Here is a 21295-nt window from a genome sequence, read left to right as displayed (position 1 = left end):
GTAGATGACGCAGCCGCCCTACGGCTATGGTTCCCCGCCCGGATACCAGCCACCGCCTGGATCTGCGCCGACCGGATCGCAGCAGCAGCCCGGATACCAGCCTGTACCGGGATACCAGCCACCGCCCGGATATCAACCCGCACCCGGGTACCAGCCGCCGCCGGATTACCAGGCGGGGTATGGCCCGCCGCCGGGCTATCCGCCCAACTATGGGGCACCGACCGCGCCGTACGGTCCGCCGATGCCGTACCAGCGGCGGGGTTATCCCCCGCGTCCGTACCCGCCGCGGCGGCGGAGTTCGGGTGCGGGTCTCAGTGTCCTGTTCGGCCTGTTGACGGCCATCGTCTTGGTCGCCGGACTGTTTGTCGCATCGGCGATTTCGGCCGATAACGAGAAGAAGCGCAACCGCCCGTCGGCCTACACCCCGCCGACGCCGAGCTACACCTACACCCCGCCGACTTCGTCGACGAGCCCGACATCGCGCGCCGCGGCGGCGACCACCAGCCGCGCCGCCGCACCGACAACGACAAAACCCGCTGGGCCGCAACCGGTCGCGAAGCTCGGCGATAATCCGCTGTTCAGCGACGCCGACAACGGGCTGATCAATGTCGAGTGCGACTATCCGTCCTGGGCCTCGACTGCCGCCGCGGCCCAACGGTTCTTCGAGGCGGCCGCGGCTTGTCTGGACAAGAAGTGGCGGCCTGCCCTGCAGAGCTCGAATCTGCCGTTCTCCAGCCCGAATGTTCGGGCGCCCGCCCGAGCCGAGGACGAGTCGTCGCCGTGCACCTCATCCGGTGGCAGCTATGCGGCGTTCTACTGTTCGGCGAACCACACGATCTACATGCCGCTCGATCACATCCAAGTCGAGAAGTACGGCAATGATGTGGTGATCTACCTGGCGGTTTTCGCTCACGAGTACGGCCATCACGTGCAAGCGATCTCCGGGATGACACAGCAGATGAACACCGAACGCAGCGCGGCGGGCACCCGCAGCGCCCGCGGGCTGGAGTTGTCACGCCGCCTGGAGTTGCAGGCGCAGTGTTTCTCCGGAATGTACGTCGGCACCTCGGTTTACGATGGCGCCTTTACCGATGTGCAGGGGGCTCGCGCCACGCAGGACACGTATGGTCGCGGCGACAAGCAGGGTGACGCGCGCGATCACGGCACCGGGCAGAACGCTGGGGACTGGTTCGCACAGGGCTACAAGACCGACCGGACACCCCAGTGCAACACCTGGCTGGCGTCCTCGGACGACGTCGCGTAGCCGTGTCGTGGGCCGCAACCCAGGTGTCGTGACGCTGTTGGTGTTTCGTATCAGTGATCGCCGCCGTGCGACTGCCCGAAGTGCCCTTCGCCGAGCCGACGCGGCGCATGTCCGTGCACGCCTTCGGCATACGCGGTCTCCGCATGCAGTGCGAAATCGATGCCCGCGGTCTCGTCTTCCTTGCTGACCCGGAATCCGAGGAACCGGTCGATGGCCTTGCCGAGCACGAAGGAGACGGCGAACGCATACGCCGCGACCACCAGCACGCCGACCAGCTGCTTGCCGAACTGCGCGAGTCCGCCGCCGTAGAACAGGCCCTCGACACCACCGGTCATCACCTGGTTGGCCAGCAGTCCGATCAGCAGCGTGCCGACGATGCCGCCGACGAAGTGCACGCCGACCACATCGAGTGAATCGTCATAGCCCGCCTTGAATTTCCAGCCGACGGCGAACGAACACACCACACCGGCCGTCAGGCCGACGACGAGCGCGCCGAGCGTATTCACCGAACCGCATGAAGGCGTAATCGCGACCAGGCCGGCCACCACGCCTGAAGCCGCACCGAAGGTGGTCGGTCGACCGTCGCGGATCTGCTCGACCGCGAGCCAGCCGAGCATGCCCAGACAGCCCGCCACCAGGGTGTTCAGGAATACCGCTGCCGCAACACCATTCGCCGATAGCGCCGACCCGGCATTGAAACCGAACCAGCCGAACCACAGCAGACCCGCACCGAGCAGTACGAACGGCAGGTTGTGCGGACGCATCGCATCGGTCTTGAAGCCGATGCGCGGGCCGAGCACGAGCGCCAGCGCCAGCGCGGAGGCGCCGGAGGCGATCTCCACGACCATGCCGCCCGCGTAGTCGAGCGCGCCGAAGGAGGCCAGCCAGCCGTCCGGCCCCCACACCCAGTGCGCGATCGGCACATAGACCGCCAGCGCCCACAGCGGCACGAAGACCATCCAGCCCGCGAATTTCGCGCGGTCCGCGATCGCGCCGCTGACCAGGGCCGCGGTCAGGATGGCGAAGGTCAGCTGGAAGGTGGCGAACAGCAGTTCTGGGATCGTGCCGTGTACCGAATTCGGATCAATACCCGCCATCCCGAAGTGGTCGAGATTACCGATCAGACCGCCGCCCGCGTCCTCGCCGAAGGCGAGGCTGTAACCGGCCAACAGCCACACCACGGTCACCAGCGGGATCGCGATGAAGTTCATCATCAGCATGTTGAGTACGCCGGTCGAGCGCACCATCCCGCCGTAGAAAATCGCCAGCGCGGGCGTCATCAGCAGCACCAGGGCCGTGCTGATGAGCAGCCAGGCGGTGGCCGCGGGATCGATGGTTGAGGACACGGGGTAACTCCTTCCACGCGTGTATGCGTTGCGAAGAAGTTACCGAATGGTCACATCGTCCCTGAGTATCGGCCCAGACAGTTCAGCGCCGCGCCTTCTTGGCCAGAGCGCGCAGACCGCGTCGCCCGGGCACCGGAAGCTCCTCGCTCTCGGCCATCCATTCGGCGGTGGTGAGCCACCGGCGTTGGATGCGCGCGTCGGCGGTGTCGTGGAAGAGTCGGCGGCCGCGATCGTCGCGCAGGTCGTGGGCGAGGGTGGACCAGCGTGGCGCGCGGTCATTTTCGGCGAGATAGTCGCGCAGGTAGGTCGCGACTATCGTGCCGATCGTATTGACCGGTCGCAGCGAGACACGATTGCCGTACTTCGCGGAGTAGAAGCGTCTTGCGGCGCAGAGGGATCCGGGATTGGCATTGGAGGCAATCCAGCCGGCGCGCTGTGCGCGCTCGATCAACCAGAGGTGTTTCACCGCGGTCGGGGCGATATCGCCGATCCGGTCCCGGATCAGTGTCATCACCGGTTCGGACTGCAGTACGTCACGCCGGGTGGGGCCGGCGCCGTGCGCGAGCCAATGGTCCTCGGCCAGCCGGGCAAGTACGCGGCCGAAGTCATCGATGCTGCGCTGGGCCCGGCGGCCGAGCCGTTCGATGCGTTCGGCCTCCCGGCGCATCTCGTTCTGCGCCGTGAGGGTGCGGATCGCCGCCATGGTCGGCACCTGGCCGCGTTCCAGTAGTTCGAGGATGGCGGCGGCGGTCGACGGATCGGCGGCGGCGGCCACCGGTAGCGAATCGCGCTTGATCGCGAAGTCCTGGGGGCTGATCGCCCGGCTGAGCAGGTCGACGGCGGCATGGTCGTCGGCGAAATCAGTGCTCGAAAGCCAGGCGGCGGCGATGTCGTCACACGACGGCACGGTGGAAATTTCCTCCGGTGGAAGTGGTGTGAGTTCGGCGAAAAACGCCGGAATTATAGGATTTCAGGTTGTGCCCCGGTCGGGATGAGGGACCGGCCGGGGCCACCAACCTGATGAAGGTTTGGCTACCGAAGTTGCCGCTAACCACGGTAGCCAGGCGATTGCGTCGATGTCATGCTCGTTGATTGATTCGTTATCTCCGCAAATAGCTCTTGAACCGGGGCGCGAGTCCAACTAATCGCCGCGAAGTGCACTGGACGGGCGCCAAAATGCCCTGTTCGGCTGTTCTCGATCTTCGATTGCTCCGACTTTGCCGCCTTCGGCGCTGATCAGTGGGGGCTAACAAAGATCTGAGCATCCTGTGATCTACATCACATTACCGTCGCGAAACGCCCGACAGCACGCCGCGCCCGGCCTGTCGGTCGAGGGGAATGCGCTTTGTCGGTGGGCGCCGGTAACCTCTGGCCGTGGCTCTGTACCGGAAGTACCGACCGGCAACGTTCGCTGAAGTGGTGGGTCAGGAGCACGTCACCGACCCGCTGAGTATCGCGCTCGACACCGGTCGCATCAGTCATGCCTATCTGTTCTCCGGTCCCCGAGGCTGTGGCAAGACTTCCTCGGCGCGCATCCTCGCGCGCTCGTTGAACTGTGTGCAGGGCCCGACCTCGACACCGTGCGGCGTCTGCTCGTCCTGTGTGGCGCTCGGACCGGGCGGTCCGGGGAACCTCGATGTGATCGAACTGGACGCCGCGAGTCACGGCGGTGTCGACGACACCCGCGAACTGCGCGATCGGGCCTTCTATGCGCCCGCGGAGTCGCGGTATCGGGTGTTCATCGTCGACGAGGCGCATATGGTCACCACGGCCGGGTTCAATGCGCTGCTCAAGATCGTCGAGGAGCCGCCCGCCCATCTGATCTTCATCTTCGCCACCACCGAGCCGGACAAGGTGCTGCCCACCATCCGGTCCCGTACGCACCACTACCCGTTCCGGCTGCTGCCGCCCGCCACCATGCGCGGACTGCTCGGCAAGATCTGCGAGCAGGAGCAGGTGCCGGTCGAGGAAGCGGTGTACCCGTTGGTGATTCGCGCGGGCGGTGGGTCGCCGCGCGACAGCCTGAGTGTGCTCGACCAGCTGCTCGCGGGCGCCGGTCCCGAGGGCGTCACCTATTCGCGGGCGGTTTCGCTGCTCGGCGTCACCGATGTCGCGCTGATCGACGATGCGATCGACGCGCTCGCCGTCGGCGACGGCGCTGCCCTCTTCGGCACCATCGATCGCGTCATGGAGGCAGGTCACGATCCGCGCCGCTTTGCCGTCGACTTGCTGGAACGTCTGCGCGATCTGATCCTGCTGCAGGCTGTCCCCGATGCCGCCGACCGCGGCCTGGTCTCCGGCCCCGGTGATGTCCTGGACCGCATGCGCGAACAGGCCGAACGTACCGGCCCGGCCACCCTGGCCCGGCACGCCGAACTCCTGCATGAGGGCCTCGGCGAAATGCGCGGCGCCACCGCCCCGCGCCTCCTGCTCGAAATCGTCTGCGCCCGCATGCTCCTCCCGTCGGTCTCGGACGCCGAATCCGCAACCCTGCAACGCCTGGAGCGCCTCGAACGCGGCATAGCCACCGGTGCGATGGCAGCGCCCACCGCCGCGCCCCCATCCGCCTCCGCTCCGGCACAGTCCGAAGCCCCGTCCTCTTCGGCGCCGCCGCGGTCGTCCAACGAACCCCCGCGCCGCCGAGGCGCAGAACTCCTCGCCGCCGCCCGTCGCGAAAAGGACGCGACCCGCCCGAGCGCGAGCCCAGCGAGCGCTGCCGGGCAGGCTGGTGCTGCCGGGCAGGCTGGTGCTGCCGGGCAGGCTGGTGCTGCCGGGCAGGCTGGTGCTGCCGGGCAGGCTGGTGCTGCCGGGCAGGCTGGTGCTGCCGGGCAGGCTGGTGCTGCCGGGCAGGCTGGTGCTGCCGGGCAGGCTGGTGGCCCCGCGCAGGCGGGTGCTTCAGGGCAGAGCCTGCCTGCAGAGCGCGCAGCCGCTGCGGAACAGCATTCGACCGCCGGGCAGGGTGCCGATCAAGAGAGCCAGGCCGGTGGGCAGGATCCGACGGTTGGACAAAGCGCTGCGACAGCAACGAACTCGGCGGCAGCGGAGGCCCGGGCCGCGCACCAGCATTCGGCTGCCGGGCAGAGCGCGGCACCAGGGCAAGCCGGATCCGGATTCGCTTTCGTGCCGGATGATTCGACGGCCGAGCGCGGCGAGGCGCCGACGGGTGCCGATCGCACGGCTGTCGACCAGGACTCGAGCACCAGCCAGGTCGGTGCCACAGAGCCAGCCGGAGTTGATGCCTCGAGCGGGACAAGCGGTGCACCTGTCGCGGCGGCGCCCGAGGGACAGGCACGGACTGATGCTTCGGCGGGCGCTGACGCAGCGCCGGTCGATGCTGCGCGGAGTGAGCTTTCCGCCCCGTCCGCGGCCGTCGAGTCCACGGATCGAACTGTCGTCCCCGGTCGCGTTGCGGGCGAGCCCGCTGGCGGCACGGGTTCGCCCGTTGGTGCTGGATCGTTGGAAACCGAAGGGGTGCAGGCGGTCTCCGACGCAACTACACCGCGAGGGCGTGACCACGTACGGTCCGCAGGTGCTGGTGCCGCCGCGGCGTCATCGTCGAATTCGGAAGTCGCGCAGCCGATTTCGGCTCAGCAGTCTGACCAGGCTGCCGCCGATCGAGTGGTGTCAGGGGTCGATGCATCAGCGCAAGCGAGCGAGCCGACGAGTGCCGCAGCGCATCAAGATGCCGCGGTTCGGCGGTCCGAGCGGGGTGGCGCGGATCAGGCCGCAGCTGGTGCTGCGGTGCAAGTGGGTGAGTCGACGACCGGGACGGGTTCGGACTCTGCGGGCGCGGGTCCTGCTGCTGCGCGGCAAGGCGCTGCCGTGCAGCAAGATGTCGCGGCGCAGCCGAGCGGTGCGCGGGGTGGCGCGGCGGAGGGTGGCGCGGCGGAGGGTGGCGCGGCGGAGGGTGGCGCGAATGATGCCGGCGAGCAGCAGGTTGAGCATGCGGATCTGTTGCGAGCGGTGGAGGGGGCCTGGGGGGAGATCCGGGCGAAGGTTCGGGAGTTCGGGCCTACGGTGCAGGCGTTGTTGTCGGGGGCGTCGGTGGCGCGGATCGAGGGGGAGGTGATCGTATTCGCGCATCAGCATGCGCCGTTGGCACAGCGGTTGTCGGATCCGCGGAATGTGGAGGCGGTGCGGTCGGCGGTGCGGGCCGTGCTTGGCAGCGATCACCCGGTGCGCTGGGAGGCGGCTGGGGCCGCGCCTCGGCCCGCGGCTGCCGCGCCGAAGTCGAGTCGGGGTCGTGGTCAGGCTGGTCAGCAGGCCACTAATGCGCCGGGACGTGAATCCGGCAACCCGGCCGGACGCGCTTCGGATGCACCTGCGCCGCCGCGGTTCTCTCGGCCGAGTCAGGCCAGGGCGGTGGCCTCCGATCCGGCGGCGGGCCCTGGTCAGCGGCCCGCGCCGAATGGTGACGCACGGTCGTTCCGCGGCGACGACGATATTCCGCCGCCCGACTTCCCGGATCTACCGGATGACCCGGGGCTGATGGATTACGCGCCGATCGATGGCGTCCCGCCGCCCTCCACGCCGGAGGAGGAACAGGAGATGCTGGCCGAATCGCAGACCCCGGTGGCGCCGGGGGATCGGCGCGACCCGGACGAGGTGGCCTTGGAGTTGCTCAAAAGTGAGCTCGGTGCCACACGGCTGGATGGTTGACAACCCTCGTTCGCAGGACGTTAAGTTAACCGGAGTTCGCACACCACGGTAGTATGAACGGGTGGCCGCGAGCCGCGGTGTGGCGAAGTTCTATGGTATGCGGAGGCATGCGGGTATCAAGAACTCGTCATCGCCGCTGCTTGTCGACTTTTGTACAGCGTCAGGACGGTCGGTCTCCGGACCGATCGGCGAGGTCACTCGCATGGACGGACGAATGTTCGGCCGCCGCACCCTTAAGGAAGGAACACTCCGATATGACCACAGAGGCCTACATCTACGAGGCCATCCGCACCCCGCGCGGACGCGGCAAGAAGAACGGTTCGCTGCACTCGGTCAAGCCGATCGACCTGACTGTTGGTCTGATCCAGGAGCTGCGCGGCCGTTTCCCGAACCTCGACGAGGACCGGATCTCCGACCTGATCCTGGGCGTCGTCGCGCCGGTGGGTGACCAGGGTGCCGATATCGCCCGCACCGCCGTGACCGCGGCCGGCCTGCCCGACACCGTCGGCGGCTTCCAGCTCAACCGCTTCTGCGCTTCCGGCCTCGAGGCCGTCAACCTGGCCGCGCAGAAGGTCCGCTCCGGCTTCGACGACCTGGTCCTCGCCGGTGGCGTCGAGTCCATGTCCCGCGTTCCGATGGGCTCCGACGGTGGCGCCTGGGCGCTGGACCCGGCCACCAACTACGACACCTACTTCGTGCCGCAGGGTGTCTCCGCCGACCTGATCGCCACCATCGAGGGCTTCTCCCGCGATGACGTGGACGCCTACGCCGTGCGCTCGCAGGAGCTCGCCGCCAAGGCCACCACCGGCGGCTACTTCGCCAAGTCGATCGTTCCGGTCAAGGACCAGAACGGCCTCGTCGTCCTCGACAACGACGAGCACATGCGTCCCGGCACCACCGCCGAGGATCTGGCCAAGCTGAACCCGTCCTTCGCCGTGGTCGGCGAGATGGGTGGCTTCGACGCCGTGGCGCTGCAGAAGTACCACTTCGTCGAGAAGATCAACCACGTCCACCACGGTGGCAACAGCTCGGGCATCGTCGACGGCGCCGCGCTGGTGCTGATCGGTTCGGAAGAGGCGGGCAAGGCCTCCGGCCTGACCCCCCGTGCGCGCGTCGTCGCGACCGCCACCAGCGGCGCCGACTCCACCATCATGCTGACCGGTCCGACCCCGGCTGCCAAGAAGGTGCTGGCCAAGGCGGGCCTGACCCTCGATGACATCGACCTGGTCGAGATCAACGAGGCGTTCGCCTCGGTGGTGCTGAAGTTCCAGAAGGATCTGCAGATCCCGGACGAGAAGCTGAACGTCAACGGCGGCGCCATCGCGATGGGCCACCCGCTCGGCGCCACCGGCGCCATGATCACCGGCACCATGGTCGACGAGCTGGAGCGCCGCAACGGCCGCTACGCGCTGGTCACCCTCTGCATCGGTGGCGGCATGGGCGTCGCCACGATCATCGAGCGCGTCTAAAACCCAACCGACAGCTGAGAATTCACGGCGGCGTTCGCGCAGGCCCGGAGGCGGTAGCTTGCGTAACCACGTAGGGACCGCGAGCGCCGCCAATTAGACACAGGAGACACAGAGCTGTGAGCGAGACCAACATGATCGGTTGGGAGCAGGATTCGGACGGCATCGTCGTTTTGACGATGGACGACCCGAACCAGGGCGCCAACACGATGAACGAGCTGTACAAGACGTCGATGACCGCGACTGTCGACCGGCTCGAGGCCGAGAAGGACAGCATCACCGGCGTGGTGATCACCTCGGCGAAGAAGACCTTCTTCGCCGGCGGCGACCTGAAGAACATGATGAAGGTCGGCCCGGAAGACGGCCAGGCCCTCATGGAGGAGCTCGGCACCATCAAGTCGGCGCTGCGTCGGCTGGAGACCCTGGGCAAGCCGGTCGTCTCGGCGATCAACGGCGCCGCACTCGGCGGTGGCCTGGAGATCACCCTGGCGACCCACTACCGGATCGCCGCGGATGTGCCGGGCGTGCAGCTCGGCCTGCCCGAGGCGACCCTGGGCCTGCTGCCCGCCGGTGGCGGTGTCATCCGCACCGTGCGCATGTTCGGCCTGCAGGGCGCGCTGATGCAGTTCCTGCTGCAGGGCAACAAGTACCGCCCCGGCAAGGCCAAGGAGATCGGCCTGATCAACGAGGTCGTCGGCTCGGTCGAGGAGCTGGTGCCCGCCGCCAAGACGTGGATCAAGGCCAACCCCGAGGGTGGCGTGCAGCCCTGGGACAAGAAGGGCTTCAAGATCCCGGGCGGCACCCCGTCCAGCCCGGCCTTCGCCGCCAACCTTCCGGCCTTCCCGGCCAACCTGCGCAAGCAGCTCAAGGGCACCAACATGCCCGCGCCGCGCGCCATCATGTCGGCCGCGGTCGAGGGTTCGCAGGTCGATATCGACAACGCGTCGCTGATCGAATCGCGCTACTTCGTCTCGCTGCTGACCGGGCCGGTCGCGAAGAACATGATCCAGGCGTTCTTCTTCGACCTGCAGTCGATCAACAACGGCGGCTCGCGGCCCAAGGATGTCCCGAAGAAGGAGATCCGCAAGGTCGGCGTGCTCGGCGCGGGCATGATGGGCGCTGGCATCGCCTACGTCTCGGCCAAGGCGGGCTACGAGGTCGTGCTGAAGGACGTCACCATCGAGGCGGCCGAGCGCGGCAAGAACTACTCCGAGAAGATCGAGGCCAAGGCCCTTTCCCGCGGCAAGACCACCGAGGAGAAGTCCAAGGCGCTGCTGGACCGGATCAAGCCGTCCGCGGATGCGGCCGACTTCGCCGGTGTCGACTTCGTCATCGAGGCGGTCTTCGAGAACACCGAGCTCAAGCACAAGGTGTTCCAGGAGATCGAGGACATCGTCACCCCGGACGCGCTGCTGGGCTCGAACACCTCCACCCTGCCGATCACCGGTCTGTCGACCGGTGTGAAGCGCCAAGAGGACTTCATCGGCATCCACTTCTTCTCGCCGGTCGACAAGATGCCGCTGGTGGAGATCATCAAGGGTGAGAAGACCTCCGACGAGGCGCTGGCCCGGGTGTTCGACTACACCCTCGCGATCAAGAAGACCCCGATCGTCGTCAACGACAGCCGCGGCTTCTTCACCTCGCGCGTGATCGGCACCTTCGTCAACGAGGCGATCGCCATGCTCAACGAGGGCATCGAGCCCGCGACCATCGAGCAGGCCGGTCTGCAGGCGGGCTACCCGGCCGCGCCGCTGCAGCTGTCGGACGAGCTGAACCTGACGCTGATGCAGAAGATCGCCAAGGAGACCCTCGAGGCCGCCGGGAAGGGTGACAACACCCTGGGCGTGAAGCGGCACCCGGCGCAGGATGTCATCGACTACCTGGTCGAGCAGGGTCGCCCGGGTCGCCTCGGCAAGGCCGGTTTCTACGAGTACGACGAGGACGGCAAGCGTCTCGGCCTGTGGCCGGGTCTGCGCGAGCACTTCAAGACCACCGCCGGTTTCGGTGTGCCGCTGCAGGATCTGATCGACCGCATGCTGTTCATCGAGGCGATCGAGACCCAGAAGTGCTTCGACGAGGGTGTGCTCATCACCACGGCCGACGCCAACATCGGCTCGATCTTCGGCATCGGCTTCCCGGCTTGGACCGGTGGTGTGCACCAGTACATCGTCGGTTACCCGGGTGGCCAGGCGGCCTTCGTCGAGCGTGCGGACTACCTCGCCAAGACCTACGGCGAGCGCTTCGAGGTCCCGGCCTCGCTGCGCAAGTAGTCACGCGATAACTCGCAACAGGCCGTAGCGACTGCTTGCAGGTCCGAAAAGGCCGTAGCGACTGCTTGCAGGTCGCTCGAAAAGGTCAGCCCGCCACCGCATTTCGCGGTGGCGGGCTTTCGCCGTTTCGGCTGTACGCGCCGAAGTCCTTGGATCCGGAGGAGATTCGGGTCGACCCGTGGACCGGTGCCTACTTCTGGACACAGGAGGGTGAGCGCACCGATGCCGTGCTCGCCGACCCCTCGGTCCGGATCACCCACCCGGATGGCACTTTCGCCGCCGAACTCCCGATTCCAGAGAACGAGCGGATGCGCCCGACCACCGGCCCGCGCCAGAATCTCGCACTCGAGGGCGCGACCTTCGCGGCGGGTGGTGCATTGTTCGTGACCTCCGTCGAGGGCCCGCTGCTGCAGGACGGTCCGGTCGCAACGGCGAAAACCGGTGCCACTTCACGGATTACGGTGCAGGCGCGCTTCGGCCCGCTGCTCGCTCAGGACGCCTACCCGCTGGAGCCGGTCTTCGTGGAGTCGAGTCCGGAGCCGGGCCAGGGCATGAACGGCATTGCCTCGATCCTGGCCGCCGACTCGCTCGATCCCACGAAATTCCTTGTCCTGGAACGCTCTTACGTGCTCGGCGTCGGCAATAGGATCCGGATCTATGAGGCCGATACCGATGGCGCGACCGATATCCTCGATGCTCCGCTCGGCACTGCCTGGCCGGTCGCCAAACGCTTGTTGGTCGACCTCGCTGACCTCGGCCTCGACCCCATCGACAATTTCGGGGGCATGACCTGGGGTCCGCGCCTGCCGTCGGGCGAACGCACCCTGATTCTGGTCAGCGACAACAACTTTTCGGATAAGCAGGTCACTCAGATCGTGGCACTGGCTGTCCAGCAGTAGACCGAAGGCCAACCATCGAATTTCTCGGCGGCTGGCTCGTAGTTCAGCTGGGGCGCAGATCTTCGGCGGCCTGGTAGTACGCGTCGGCGGCGCGGGTGAAGTAGTCGAAGAGCACCTCGCGCTGTTCGGCGGAATAGCCGCCGAGGATTTCGCCGATGGCGCGGCGGGCGGGGGCCAGTATTTCGTCGAGATCGGCTGGCTTGTCGATCAATTCGACGATGACCTTGCGGCGGTCGCCGGGGACCGGGACGCGCCGCACATAGCCCGCGTCTTCCAGGCGATCGATGAGGCGGGTGGTCGGGCCGGTGGTCAGTCCGCTGCGCGCGCCTAGTTCACCGGGCGTCATGGCGCCGTTGAGTTCCAGGATGTTCAGGGCGTAGAGGTCCGTCGCGCCCAGGTCGACGGCGCGCGCACCGGCCTGTCCGTGCAGCATGACCGCGCTCAGGTAGCGGCGGTAGACCTCGCTCGCGTCCGGGCGCATGGCAGGTGTTGACACGGATACCTCCATCTTCTAATCTCTTCCTTAACGAAGAGACTTCTTCAACGAAGAAAGCTCTTCCAAGAAGAAATCTAGCATGGAGGGCGAAATGAATGCAGCATCGCGTAGCGATTCGATTAGGGGCGGCGGTCGGGCGACGGGTGGGCGCAGCAATGACACCCAGGCGATCGAAGCCGTACTCGCGGAATTGGTCGATGCATGGGGCCGCGGCGATGCCGACGCCTACGGCACCGTCTTCACCGAAGACGCCACCTACACAAGCTTTCTCGGCACCCTCTACCGTGGCCGCGCCGATATCGTCGCCTCGCATCGCGCCCTGTTCGGCAGCGTCCTGAAGGGCACCCGGCTGGCCGACGACATCGTCGACATCCGTTTCTATGGCCCGGATACCGCCGTGGTCAACAGCCACGGCGACACCTACAAGGGCAAGCCCAAGCAGCTCACCAAGACCCAGACCTACACCATGGTCCGTCGCGACGGGCGCTGGCTGATCGCCGCCTTCCAGAACACCAAGCGCAACAAGCTCATGGAGCGCATCACCTACCTGTCCACTCCCGCCGCGCGCCCCGCCGCCGTGCGCTGAACTCCCACTGCCTCAAAGGATCCGCCATGAACGCCCCCGCACCCCGCAATCGCCGCCGCATCGTCTCCCGCGTCCTAGCCGCCTCCGCCATCACCCTCGGTGTCGCCGCGGGCGGCGGGTACCTCTGGCTGGACCAGACCTCGGACGTGCAAAACCTCGGCACGCCCGCCTGCGCCACCGTCACCACGCCTGCGCCGCAGTCGGCCCGGGAAATCTGCGATCTGCTCGACCAACTCACCGACGCCTGGGGTCGCGGCGATGCCGACGCCTACGGTGCCCTGTTCACCGAGGACGCCACCTACACCAGTTTCGTCGGCACCTACTACCAGGGGCGCGCCGATATCGTCGAGGGCCACCGCGCCCTGTTCAAGGGCTTCAAGAAGGGCACCGACCTCACTGATTCGATTCTCGGCATCCGGTTCTACGGCCCGGATACCGCCGTCGTCACCAGTCGCGGCGATACCTACAAGGGCGACCCGAAGCAGCCCGAGGAGCTGTCGAAAACGCAGACCTACACCATGGTTCGCCAAGACGGTCGCTGGTTGATCGCAGCGTTCCAGAACACGCAGCGCAAGAACGTCATGGAGCGGATCTCATTTCTCTACGATCCGGCGACCAGGCCCGCGGCCGAGCGCTGAGGCGGACGGAACCAGGCTGTTTCGAAAGCCACCCACTCGGGTTCATACCGCGCTACGTTGGAGTATGCGTGACATATCGGGCATCGCGAGATCGTTTCGCGATGTCCGATGTCCGTGTGTTTCTCGGTCGCCGGTGACGCCGATTCGATGTGAATTCGAGGTGGTCACATGAATCCACAGATGCGTTCGGGCAAGGCAAACGCCGAATCGACTCCGGCCGAATCGGACACACAGCGGCACGCGCCCATCGATATCGTCGACGAGCTGGAGGCGATGGGCCTGTCGGATGCGGTCGAGATCGGCCGGGGCGGGTTCGGGGTGGTGTATCGCTGCGTCCAGTACCCATTGGACCGGGTGGTCGCGGTCAAGGTGCTCTCCTCGGAGATCGACGCCGAGAGCCGGGAACGGTTCCTGCGCGAGGAGCAGGCGATGGGCCGGCTGTCCGGCCATCCGAATATCGTCGACATCCTGCAGGTCGATGTCACCCCGACCGGTCAGCCGTTCATTGTGATGCCTTTCTGCACCCGGGGCTCGCTCGAGCAGGTCATTCGGGACCAGGGTCCGCTGACCTGGGCGGATTCGCTGCGGGCCGGGGTCAAGCTGGCGGGCGCGATCGAGAGCGCGCATCGGGCCCAGATTCTGCATCGGGACGTCAAACCAGCGAATGTCCTGCTCAGCGCGTACGGCGAACCGCAACTGACGGATTTCGGAATCGCCAGGATTCCGGGCGGTTTCCGCACTTCCAGCAGATTGATCACGGGCTCACCCGCCTTCACCGCGCCCGAGGTGCTCAAGGGCGACGAGCCGACCGTACGCTCCGACGTATACGGACTCGGCTCGACGCTGTTCGCCCTGCTGACCGGCCATGCCGCCTTCGAACGGCAATCGGGGGAGAAGGTGGTCGCGCAATTCCTGCGGATCACCACCCAGCCGGTGCCGGATCTGCACGGCCACGACCTTCCCGACGATGTCGCCGAAGCCATCCAGCATGCGATGGATACCGATCCGGGTAACCGACCCGCGTCGGCCTTCGAGTTCGGCGAGCTGCTGCGCACGGTGCAGCGCGAGCACGATCAGATGCCCGATGAGATGGCGCTGCTGGATACCGAGGTGGTGGCGCCGGACGAGACGGAACATCCGAACGCCGCCGAGGTGACGGTAACGCGACCGGCGGTGACCGCACGCCGCAGCTGGCCGCTGACATTGCGTCCCGCGGTCTCCCAGCATCCGGCCAACTCGACCTCGGTCGCGCCGACACTGCCCCCGACGGCGACGACGAAATTCCGCCCGCCGACCCCGGCTCGCGAGCCGGTGCCGCGCCCGCGCCTGCTGGACACGCTGCGCGCCGGTGGCCGCCGCCGACTCGCGGTCATCCACGCACCGGCCGGATTCGGCAAGAGCACGGTAGCCGCGCAGTGGCGCAATGAGCTGACCGATGGCGGGGTCCCGGTGGCCTGGCTCGGCGTCGACCAGGACGACGATAACGAGATCTGGTTCCTGGCCCACCTCATCCAGGCGATCCGCCGGGTTCGTCCGGATATCGGCGAGGGCTTGGACCAGGTACTCGAGGAACGGCCCGCCGACGCGGTCGCCTATGTCATCTCCACGCTGATCGATGAGATCCACGCCGGCGGGACCACCGTCGTGGTGATCGTGGACGACTGGCACCGGGTCGGCGATGTGGGTGCGCGGCGGGCGATGGATGCGTTGCTGGACAACGGATGTCACCACTTGCGCTTCGTGGTGACCAGTCGGGAGCAGTCGGGCCTGCCGACCAGTCGGATGCGGGTGCACGACGAATTGGTCGAAATAGGCTCCTCGGCGTTGCGCCTGACCAGCGAAGAGACCAAAGAAATCCTGGTGCAGCGCAACGGATTCGCACTCACCGATAACCAGATCGAGGAGATCCACGCGGTCACCGACGGCTGGCCCGCCGCGGTCCAGCTGGTGAGTTTGTCGTTACGTGGCAATGTCGATCCGGATCGATTGATCGCGAATCTCGCCGAGGGCAGTCACGGCATCCGCGAGTATCTCGCCGAAAACGTCCTGGACGCCCTCGAACCCAAGATGCTCGACTTCCTGACCTCGATCTCGATCACCGAGCGGGTCAGCGGTTCGCTGGCCTCGGCGCTTTCGGAGGAGCCGGACGGCGATGCGATGCTCGAGCAGGCCGAACAGCGCGAGTTGTTCGTCCGGCGCATTGCCCACGATCCCGAGTGGTTCCGGATGCAGCCGCTGTTCGCCGAACATCTGCGGGCGCGCTTGGAGCGGGCCGATCCGAGCAAGGTGAAGGCATTGCATCGCAAGGCATCTCGCTGGTATGCCGAACATAATTTGCTGCGCAAGTCGGTCGATCACGCGCTCGCGGCGACGGATCTGAAGATGGCGCTGGATCTGCTCGAGAGCGGCGGCATGGACCTCATAGATAAGTCCCGCCTCGCGACGCTGCTCGGGACGGTATCGAAACTGCCGATGCAGCAGGTGGCATCCCGATCCAAACTGCTGATGGCTGTGGCCAGGGCGAATGTGAATCTGCAGCAGCCCGCCGCGGCGCGCGCGGCCTTGGGTCGCTTGTCCAATGTGCTGGCGCGTGGGTCGTCCACCGATGACGATGCGGACCGGCAGCGCTGCCAGGCCGTGGTGCTCGCGGCCTCGGATCAGATCGCGCGCGACCACACCGAAGGCGTGCTCGCCCGGGTGGCCGAATGTCTGGAGAAGCCCGATGAACTGCCCGCCTGGACCGTATCGACCGCCGCGAATCTGACCTCTTTCGTGCGTTTGTGCGAATTCGATTTCGACGGGGCGCGCGAAATCCAGGAATGGGCGGCGCCGTATCACGCTCGATCCAAGGATCCGCTCGGCGAAGTTTTCGGACTGTGCGGCAAGGGTGCGGCGGCCTATGAACAGCTCGATATCGCCACTGCCACAAGCTGTTTCCAGCAGGCGTGGGAGACCGCACGGCAGAAGTCGGGACCGCGCTCCGATGCGGTGCGGGTGGCCGCGGCGCTGCTCGGCGAAATGAGTTACCGCCGGGGCGATCTGGATACCGCCGATCGGCTGCTCGACGACAGTCATCAGCTGGTCACCCGGGTCGGGCCGGTGGACTTCCTGATCTCCACCTTCGTGGTCGGTGCCAGGGTCAAGGCCGCGCTCGGCGATCTGTACACCGCCACGGCTCGGCTGGACGAGGGTGATCGAATCGCGGCCGATAACAGGCTGATTCGGCTCGCCGCGCATATCCGCGCCGAGCGGCTGCGCCTGGGGCTGCTGACCGATACCGCGGCCCGGCGGGTCGCCGACACCGCGACCGGATATGAATCGGATATCTCCGGAACCATCCACCAGGCCCATCGGATGACGGGCGCGGCGGCGCTGGCCGCCGAGGCGGAGGAGATCGCCGCGATCCGCGCGCTGCTGTCCGAACGTCAGCTGCGTGCCGACGATCGCGCGGTGCGCCGGGCCCGTGCGCTCCACGCGCGCATGGTCGAACAGCACCGTCCCCGGGCGGAATTGGATACCGTACTGCTGCTGGCGGAATGTCTGGCCGCCTCCGGCTGGGTCGGCGAGGCCACCGGACTGCTGCTGCCCGCGGCGGCCACCTGCGCCGAACATGGTTGGACCATGCCGCTTTTGGATGCGGGCCCCGGTGTGCTCGGCATCCTGCGCGTGCTGCGCACCGAAGTGCGTGCGACACCGGGACAATCCGGCGAAACGACGCTGCCCGCCCTATTCCTGGATGAACTCCTGGGCTAGGACGGGCAGTTTCGGTCGTTGACTACGGCTGCCACCACGGGCGCAGCGGCAGACCCGATTCGCCGTTCGGGCCCAGCTTGACGCCGAGCACCTGGTGCAGCTGAACCACATTGCGCTGGAAGCCGAGTCGGCAACCGGCCATGTACAGGCCCCACACCTTCGCGGTGCCCTCGCCGACCTCTTCGACGCAGGCATCCCAGTTGGCGACCAGATTCTTACACCATTCGTGCAGGGTGAGCGCGTAGTGCTCGCGCAGGTTCTCCTCGTGGATCACCTCGAGGCCGATGTTCTGGATCTCGGAGATGATCCGGCCGGAGCCGATCAGTTCGCCGTCCGGGAAGACGTAGCGGTCGATGAAGTCACCGGCCTTGGTGGTCCGGGTGTTGTCCGGCCTGGTGATGCAGTGGTTCAGGAGCAGGCCGCCGTCGCGCAGCTTGCTCCTGATGTAGTCGAAGTAGAACGGGTAGTTGTGCACCCCGATGTGCTCGGTCAGGCCGATCGAGGAGACGGCGTCGAAGCCGACCTCCGGGATATCGCGGTAATCGGAATGCCGCACCTCGGCGAGGTCGGACAGACCCTGTTCGGCGATCTTCTGCTGTGCCCATTCCGCCTGTTCCGCGGATAGTGTCGCGCCGATGACCTTGACGCCGCGCTTGGCCGCGTAGCGCACCATGCCGCCCCAGCCGCAGCCGATATCGAGCAGCCGGTCGCCCTCCTTCAGCCGCAGCTTGTCGAAGACCAGGCGGTACTTGTTCTCCTGGGCCTGCTCCAGCGTCCAGTTCTCGTCCCCGTAGGTCGCGCAGGTGTAGGTCATCGAGGGGCCGAGGACGTATTCGTAGAAGGTGTTGGAGACGTCGTAGTGGTGGTGAATGGCCTCGGCATCGCGAGTCTTGGAGTGCCGCAGGCCCTCCAGCGCGATCCGGCGCCAGCGCGGCAGCGTCTCCTGCGGTGGCGGCGCGATCGGTTTTAGCCGCTCCCACCCGAGCGAGCGGGCGATGGTGACCAGCGCGAGCGCCGACGGACGACGGAACTTCAGCCCGTCCATCGCCCGGAGAATGTCGTACGGGTCGCCGGGGTGCACGCCGGTGGCGGTCATATCGCCGGCGATGTAGGCGCGGGCCATGCCGAGATCACCGGGCGCGGTCGCCAGGTAGTTGATACCGCGCGGCGTCTTGATCTCCAGCGCGTACTCCGAGTCCTCCGGTCCGGTCACGCTACCGTCGTATGCGGTCAGCCGGATCGGCACCTCGCCGTCGACGAGGATCTCGAAGATCTCGGCAATGCTGAGTTTTGTCCCGAGGTCCGCGAAGACATCGGAACGGTCCTTGAATGTAGTCATTTGCGTTGCACCGCCTTCGAATACAAATCCAGCAGTCGCTGGTCCGGGTCGTAGCGCTTCTTCAAATCGGTGTAGGTCTCGCCGCCGTACAGGGCCGCGAATTCATCCTTGCCGTAATACGAATCCGAGTACAGGGATTTGTGCCCGTCGAACTCGGTGACGGTCTGCTCGATCGCGCGGTTGGCCTTGCCCTCCTGCTGACCTGCGACGGTCGGCACCGCGGACCAGAATCCGACATTGACGTAGGTACGGTTCGGCTGCAGCGGATACAGCGGCCATGGACGCCCCGCCGCCGATGCGTCGTTTCCGCGCAGTCGCAGCGGGCACAGCCAGATCGGTTCGATCGGAATTTCGCGCAGGAACCATTCGACGAAATCCGCGGTCCGCTCGACCGGAACCTCGATGTCCTGCACCACACGCTCGCGCGGCGGATTGCCCTGGCGGGCCTCCAGCTTGTCGCCGATATTGTACTTGTGATCGAGTGCGATGAGCTTCCAATAGAAGCTGCTGCGCCGGTAGCGCTTCGGCCAGAACCGCCGGATCTTCGGGTTCTGGGCGCCGAAAGCGCGCGAACACCAGAACCAGTCGGTGTCCCAGCGCCAGAGATAGTCGTGGATGCTCAGCCGGTCGCGTTTGGGCCGGTCGGAGTCGTGCTGGATGGACCGGTAGTAGATGTCCACGCCGGTGTAGTCGCTGACCGGGCCGGGCTCGTCGGTCTGTCGGCCAAGTGTCAGATAGCTCTCGTCGGCAGTGAAGACCACGCCGTCGAGGTAGTCGACGCGTTCGCCGTCGTAGGTCTTGTCCGTGACGATCCGGGCGAGGGTGGACTCCAGCTCACGCAGGTCGTGGAAGCGGACGTGCCGTAGCGCCACATAGGGCTGGACGGTCTCCAGTTCGATCTTCAGGCGGACCGAGTAGCCGAGGGTGCCGTAGGAGTTCGGGAAGCCACGGAACAGGTCCGCGTGCTCGCCATCCGGTGTCGCGGTGATGATCTCGCCCGCCCCGGTCAGCACGTCCATCTCCAGCACCGACTCGTGCGGCAGGCCGCTGCGGAACGAGGTGGATTCGATGCCGAGGCCGGTGACCGCGCCGCCGAGGGTGATCGTCTTGAGCTGCGGCACCACCAGCGGGGCGAGCCCGTAGGGCAATGTCGCGGCTACCAGATCCTCGTAGGTGGTCATCCCGGCGACGTCGGCGGTCTTGGCTTCCGCGTCCACCGCGATGACCTTGGCGAGGCCGGAAACATCCAGGCCGGGTGCGGTGTTCTTGGCCCTGGCCCGGAACAGATTCGAGGTCTTCTTCGCCAGTCGCACGTTGGCGTTCGCGGGTATCGCGCGGTAACTGGCCAACAGCCGGTCTACACCCGCTCGATGCGCGGCGAATCCTGATTCGTGTGCGGCCGATGCGTGTCCGGCCTTCCCCAACAGACTCACTGCCACTCCTCGACGCTAGTACGCACCGGTAACACAAGCCACTGCGAGGTCACCGACGAGGGATAAATGTCACGCATCTGTTGCATCGGGAATACCCAGGACTCGCCGTGTCAGTCCGGCGGTGATCCGGGCGGTTTCGAACACCCGCTTCGCACGACATATTGCATGGATCCCCTCCGGCGCAATCTGATCGAGAAGCCTAACAGTGCAGACCGGTCGGCGCGCGGTGATCAACAGGACCGACCTGGTCGTCGCGCAGTGGTGGGGACAGGGCAGGATAGGAGCAAATCACTGCCCGGACAAGGAGCTCATCGTGGGACAGGTCAGCGCCAGCAGTTCGATCGCCGTCGCGGCGGATCCGCAGCGCGCACTCGAGGCCATCGCGGATTACGAGAAGGTGCGTCCGCGCATCCTCTCCGCGCACTACCGCGACTACAAGGTGGTCGAGGGTGGCCAGGGCGCGGGCACCGTCGCCGAATGGACCCTGCAGGCCACCGAGAAGCGGACCCGCAACATCCACGCGGTCGTGTCGGTCTCGGATTCCATCGTGACCGAACGTGATTCGAATTCGACGCTGGTGAACACCTGGACGGTGACGCCGGATGGTACGGGTTCGCAGGTCACGCTGCGCACGTCCTGGAAGGGTGCGGGCGGTGTCGCGGGAATCTTCGAGGGGATCTTCGCGCCGTTGGGGCTGAAGAAGATTCAGGCCGAGGTGCTCGCGAACCTGCAGCGCGAACTCTCCTGAGATAGCAAGGAAAGGCCCGACACGCGTCGGGCCTTTCCTATCCGGCCGCGATATCGAAGAGATTGCCCTCCGGATCGGCCAGCGTTGCCCACTGCGTGCCGTACTCGTCGAAATCGCCGATGTGCTTGGCGCCGAGGCCGATTGCGCGATCGATCTGATCGCGCCAGTCCGCGGCCTGCAGATCCAGGTGGATCACATTCTTGCCGGGCGTCTTATCCGGCACCTGGATGAACATCAGCACCGGCGCCGCGCCTTCGGCCATCCCGACCGTGGCGAACTCCGGGCTCGCGTTCGCGTCCAGGGGACGGTTCAACAGCTCGGACCAGAAACCGGCGAGCGTCGCGGCATCGGCACAGTCGAAGGTGATATGCCCGATCGTGAGTGTCATTGCGGTTCTC

Annotated in this window: 14 protein-coding genes and 1 pseudogene; 9 read left to right on the top strand and 6 right to left on the bottom strand. The window is 66.5% G+C overall.

Annotation, left to right across the window (positions count from 1 at the left end; all coding sequences use genetic code 11):
• Positions 1–4 precede the first annotated feature (4 nt).
• Complete coding sequence (locus tag OIE68_RS30665) at positions 5–1264, top strand: neutral zinc metallopeptidase (RefSeq protein ID WP_327094487.1); 1260 nt, start codon at positions 5–7, stop codon at positions 1262–1264.
• 50 nt (positions 1265–1314) lie between these two features.
• Here OIE68_RS30665 and OIE68_RS30660 read toward each other — a convergent pair whose 3' ends face one another.
• Both OIE68_RS30660 and OIE68_RS30655 read right to left on the bottom strand, forming a co-directional pair.
• Positions 1315–2610: an ammonium transporter gene (locus OIE68_RS30660; protein ID WP_327094486.1), complete on the bottom strand. Its 1296-nt coding sequence runs from the start codon at positions 2608–2610 to the stop codon at positions 1315–1317.
• A gap of 82 nt (positions 2611–2692) precedes the next feature.
• Positions 2693–3517 (bottom strand): hypothetical protein, encoded by an 825-nt coding sequence (locus OIE68_RS30655; protein ID WP_040685977.1) that lies wholly within the window; start codon positions 3515–3517, stop codon positions 2693–2695.
• Positions 3518–3984: 467 nt separating this feature from the next.
• On the opposite strand from OIE68_RS30655, the pseudogene OIE68_RS30650 reads away from it, so the two are divergent.
• From OIE68_RS30650 to OIE68_RS30635, 4 genes and pseudogenes are all read left to right on the top strand, one after another.
• Positions 3985–5547: pseudogene (locus OIE68_RS30650) on the top strand (DNA polymerase III subunit gamma and tau); the annotation flags it as partial.
• A gap of 1976 nt (positions 5548–7523) precedes the next feature.
• The gene (locus tag OIE68_RS30645) at positions 7524–8738 is read left to right on the top strand and encodes an acetyl-CoA C-acetyltransferase (protein ID WP_327094485.1); all 1215 of its coding nucleotides are present in this window, start codon (positions 7524–7526) and stop codon (positions 8736–8738) included.
• 116 nt (positions 8739–8854) lie between these two features.
• Positions 8855–11005 (top strand): 3-hydroxyacyl-CoA dehydrogenase NAD-binding domain-containing protein, encoded by a 2151-nt coding sequence (locus OIE68_RS30640; protein WP_327094484.1) that lies wholly within the window; start codon positions 8855–8857, stop codon positions 11003–11005.
• A 65-nt stretch (positions 11006–11070) separates the two neighbouring features.
• Complete coding sequence (locus tag OIE68_RS30635; RefSeq protein ID WP_327094483.1) at positions 11071–11904, top strand: esterase-like activity of phytase family protein; 834 nt, start codon at positions 11071–11073, stop codon at positions 11902–11904.
• Positions 11905–11947: 43 nt separating this feature from the next.
• On the opposite strand, the gene OIE68_RS30630 is transcribed toward OIE68_RS30635, so the two are convergent.
• Positions 11948–12400, bottom strand: a complete 453-nt coding sequence (locus OIE68_RS30630) for a MarR family winged helix-turn-helix transcriptional regulator (protein ID WP_218007503.1) — start codon at positions 12398–12400, stop codon at positions 11948–11950.
• A 91-nt stretch (positions 12401–12491) separates the two neighbouring features.
• On the opposite strand from OIE68_RS30630, the gene OIE68_RS30625 reads away from it, so the two are divergent.
• The 3 genes from OIE68_RS30625 (at position 12492) to OIE68_RS30615 (ending at position 17377) form a co-directional block, all read left to right on the top strand.
• Positions 12492–12986: an SgcJ/EcaC family oxidoreductase gene (locus tag OIE68_RS30625; protein WP_327094482.1), complete on the top strand. Its 495-nt coding sequence runs from the start codon at positions 12492–12494 to the stop codon at positions 12984–12986.
• A 26-nt stretch (positions 12987–13012) separates the two neighbouring features.
• The gene (locus OIE68_RS30620; protein WP_327094481.1) at positions 13013–13624 is read left to right on the top strand and encodes an SgcJ/EcaC family oxidoreductase; all 612 of its coding nucleotides are present in this window, start codon (positions 13013–13015) and stop codon (positions 13622–13624) included.
• Between the two features lie 168 nt (positions 13625–13792).
• Positions 13793–17377: a protein kinase domain-containing protein gene (locus OIE68_RS30615; protein WP_327094480.1), complete on the top strand. Its 3585-nt coding sequence runs from the start codon at positions 13793–13795 to the stop codon at positions 17375–17377.
• A gap of 22 nt (positions 17378–17399) precedes the next feature.
• Here the strand turns inward: OIE68_RS30615 and OIE68_RS30610 are convergent, their stop codons facing one another.
• Both OIE68_RS30610 and OIE68_RS30605 read right to left on the bottom strand, forming a co-directional pair.
• Positions 17400–18716 carry a class I SAM-dependent methyltransferase gene (locus tag OIE68_RS30610; protein ID WP_327094479.1) on the bottom strand — a complete coding sequence of 439 codons (1317 nt, stop codon included), beginning with the start codon at positions 18714–18716 and terminating at the stop codon, positions 17400–17402.
• On the bottom strand, positions 18713–20149 hold the full coding sequence (locus tag OIE68_RS30605) for an FAD-binding oxidoreductase (RefSeq protein ID WP_327094478.1): 1437 nt from the start codon (positions 20147–20149) through the stop codon (positions 18713–18715). Before OIE68_RS30605 ends, OIE68_RS30610 begins: the two co-directional genes overlap by 4 nt.
• Before the next feature lie 313 nt (positions 20150–20462).
• Between OIE68_RS30605 and OIE68_RS30600 the strand changes: the two genes are divergently transcribed.
• Positions 20463–20897: an SRPBCC family protein gene (locus OIE68_RS30600; RefSeq protein WP_327094477.1), complete on the top strand. Its 435-nt coding sequence runs from the start codon at positions 20463–20465 to the stop codon at positions 20895–20897.
• Between the two features lie 37 nt (positions 20898–20934).
• Here OIE68_RS30600 and OIE68_RS30595 read toward each other — a convergent pair whose 3' ends face one another.
• Complete coding sequence (locus OIE68_RS30595; protein WP_327094476.1) at positions 20935–21285, bottom strand: VOC family protein; 351 nt, start codon at positions 21283–21285, stop codon at positions 20935–20937.
• Positions 21286–21295: the final 10 nt, after the last annotated feature.

Source organism: Nocardia vinacea (assembly GCF_035920345.1).
Lineage (GTDB): Bacteria > Actinomycetota > Actinomycetes > Mycobacteriales > Mycobacteriaceae > Nocardia > Nocardia vinacea_A.
Note: the sequence above shows the minus strand (reverse complement) of the source record. Positions and strands in the feature narration are given on the sequence as shown.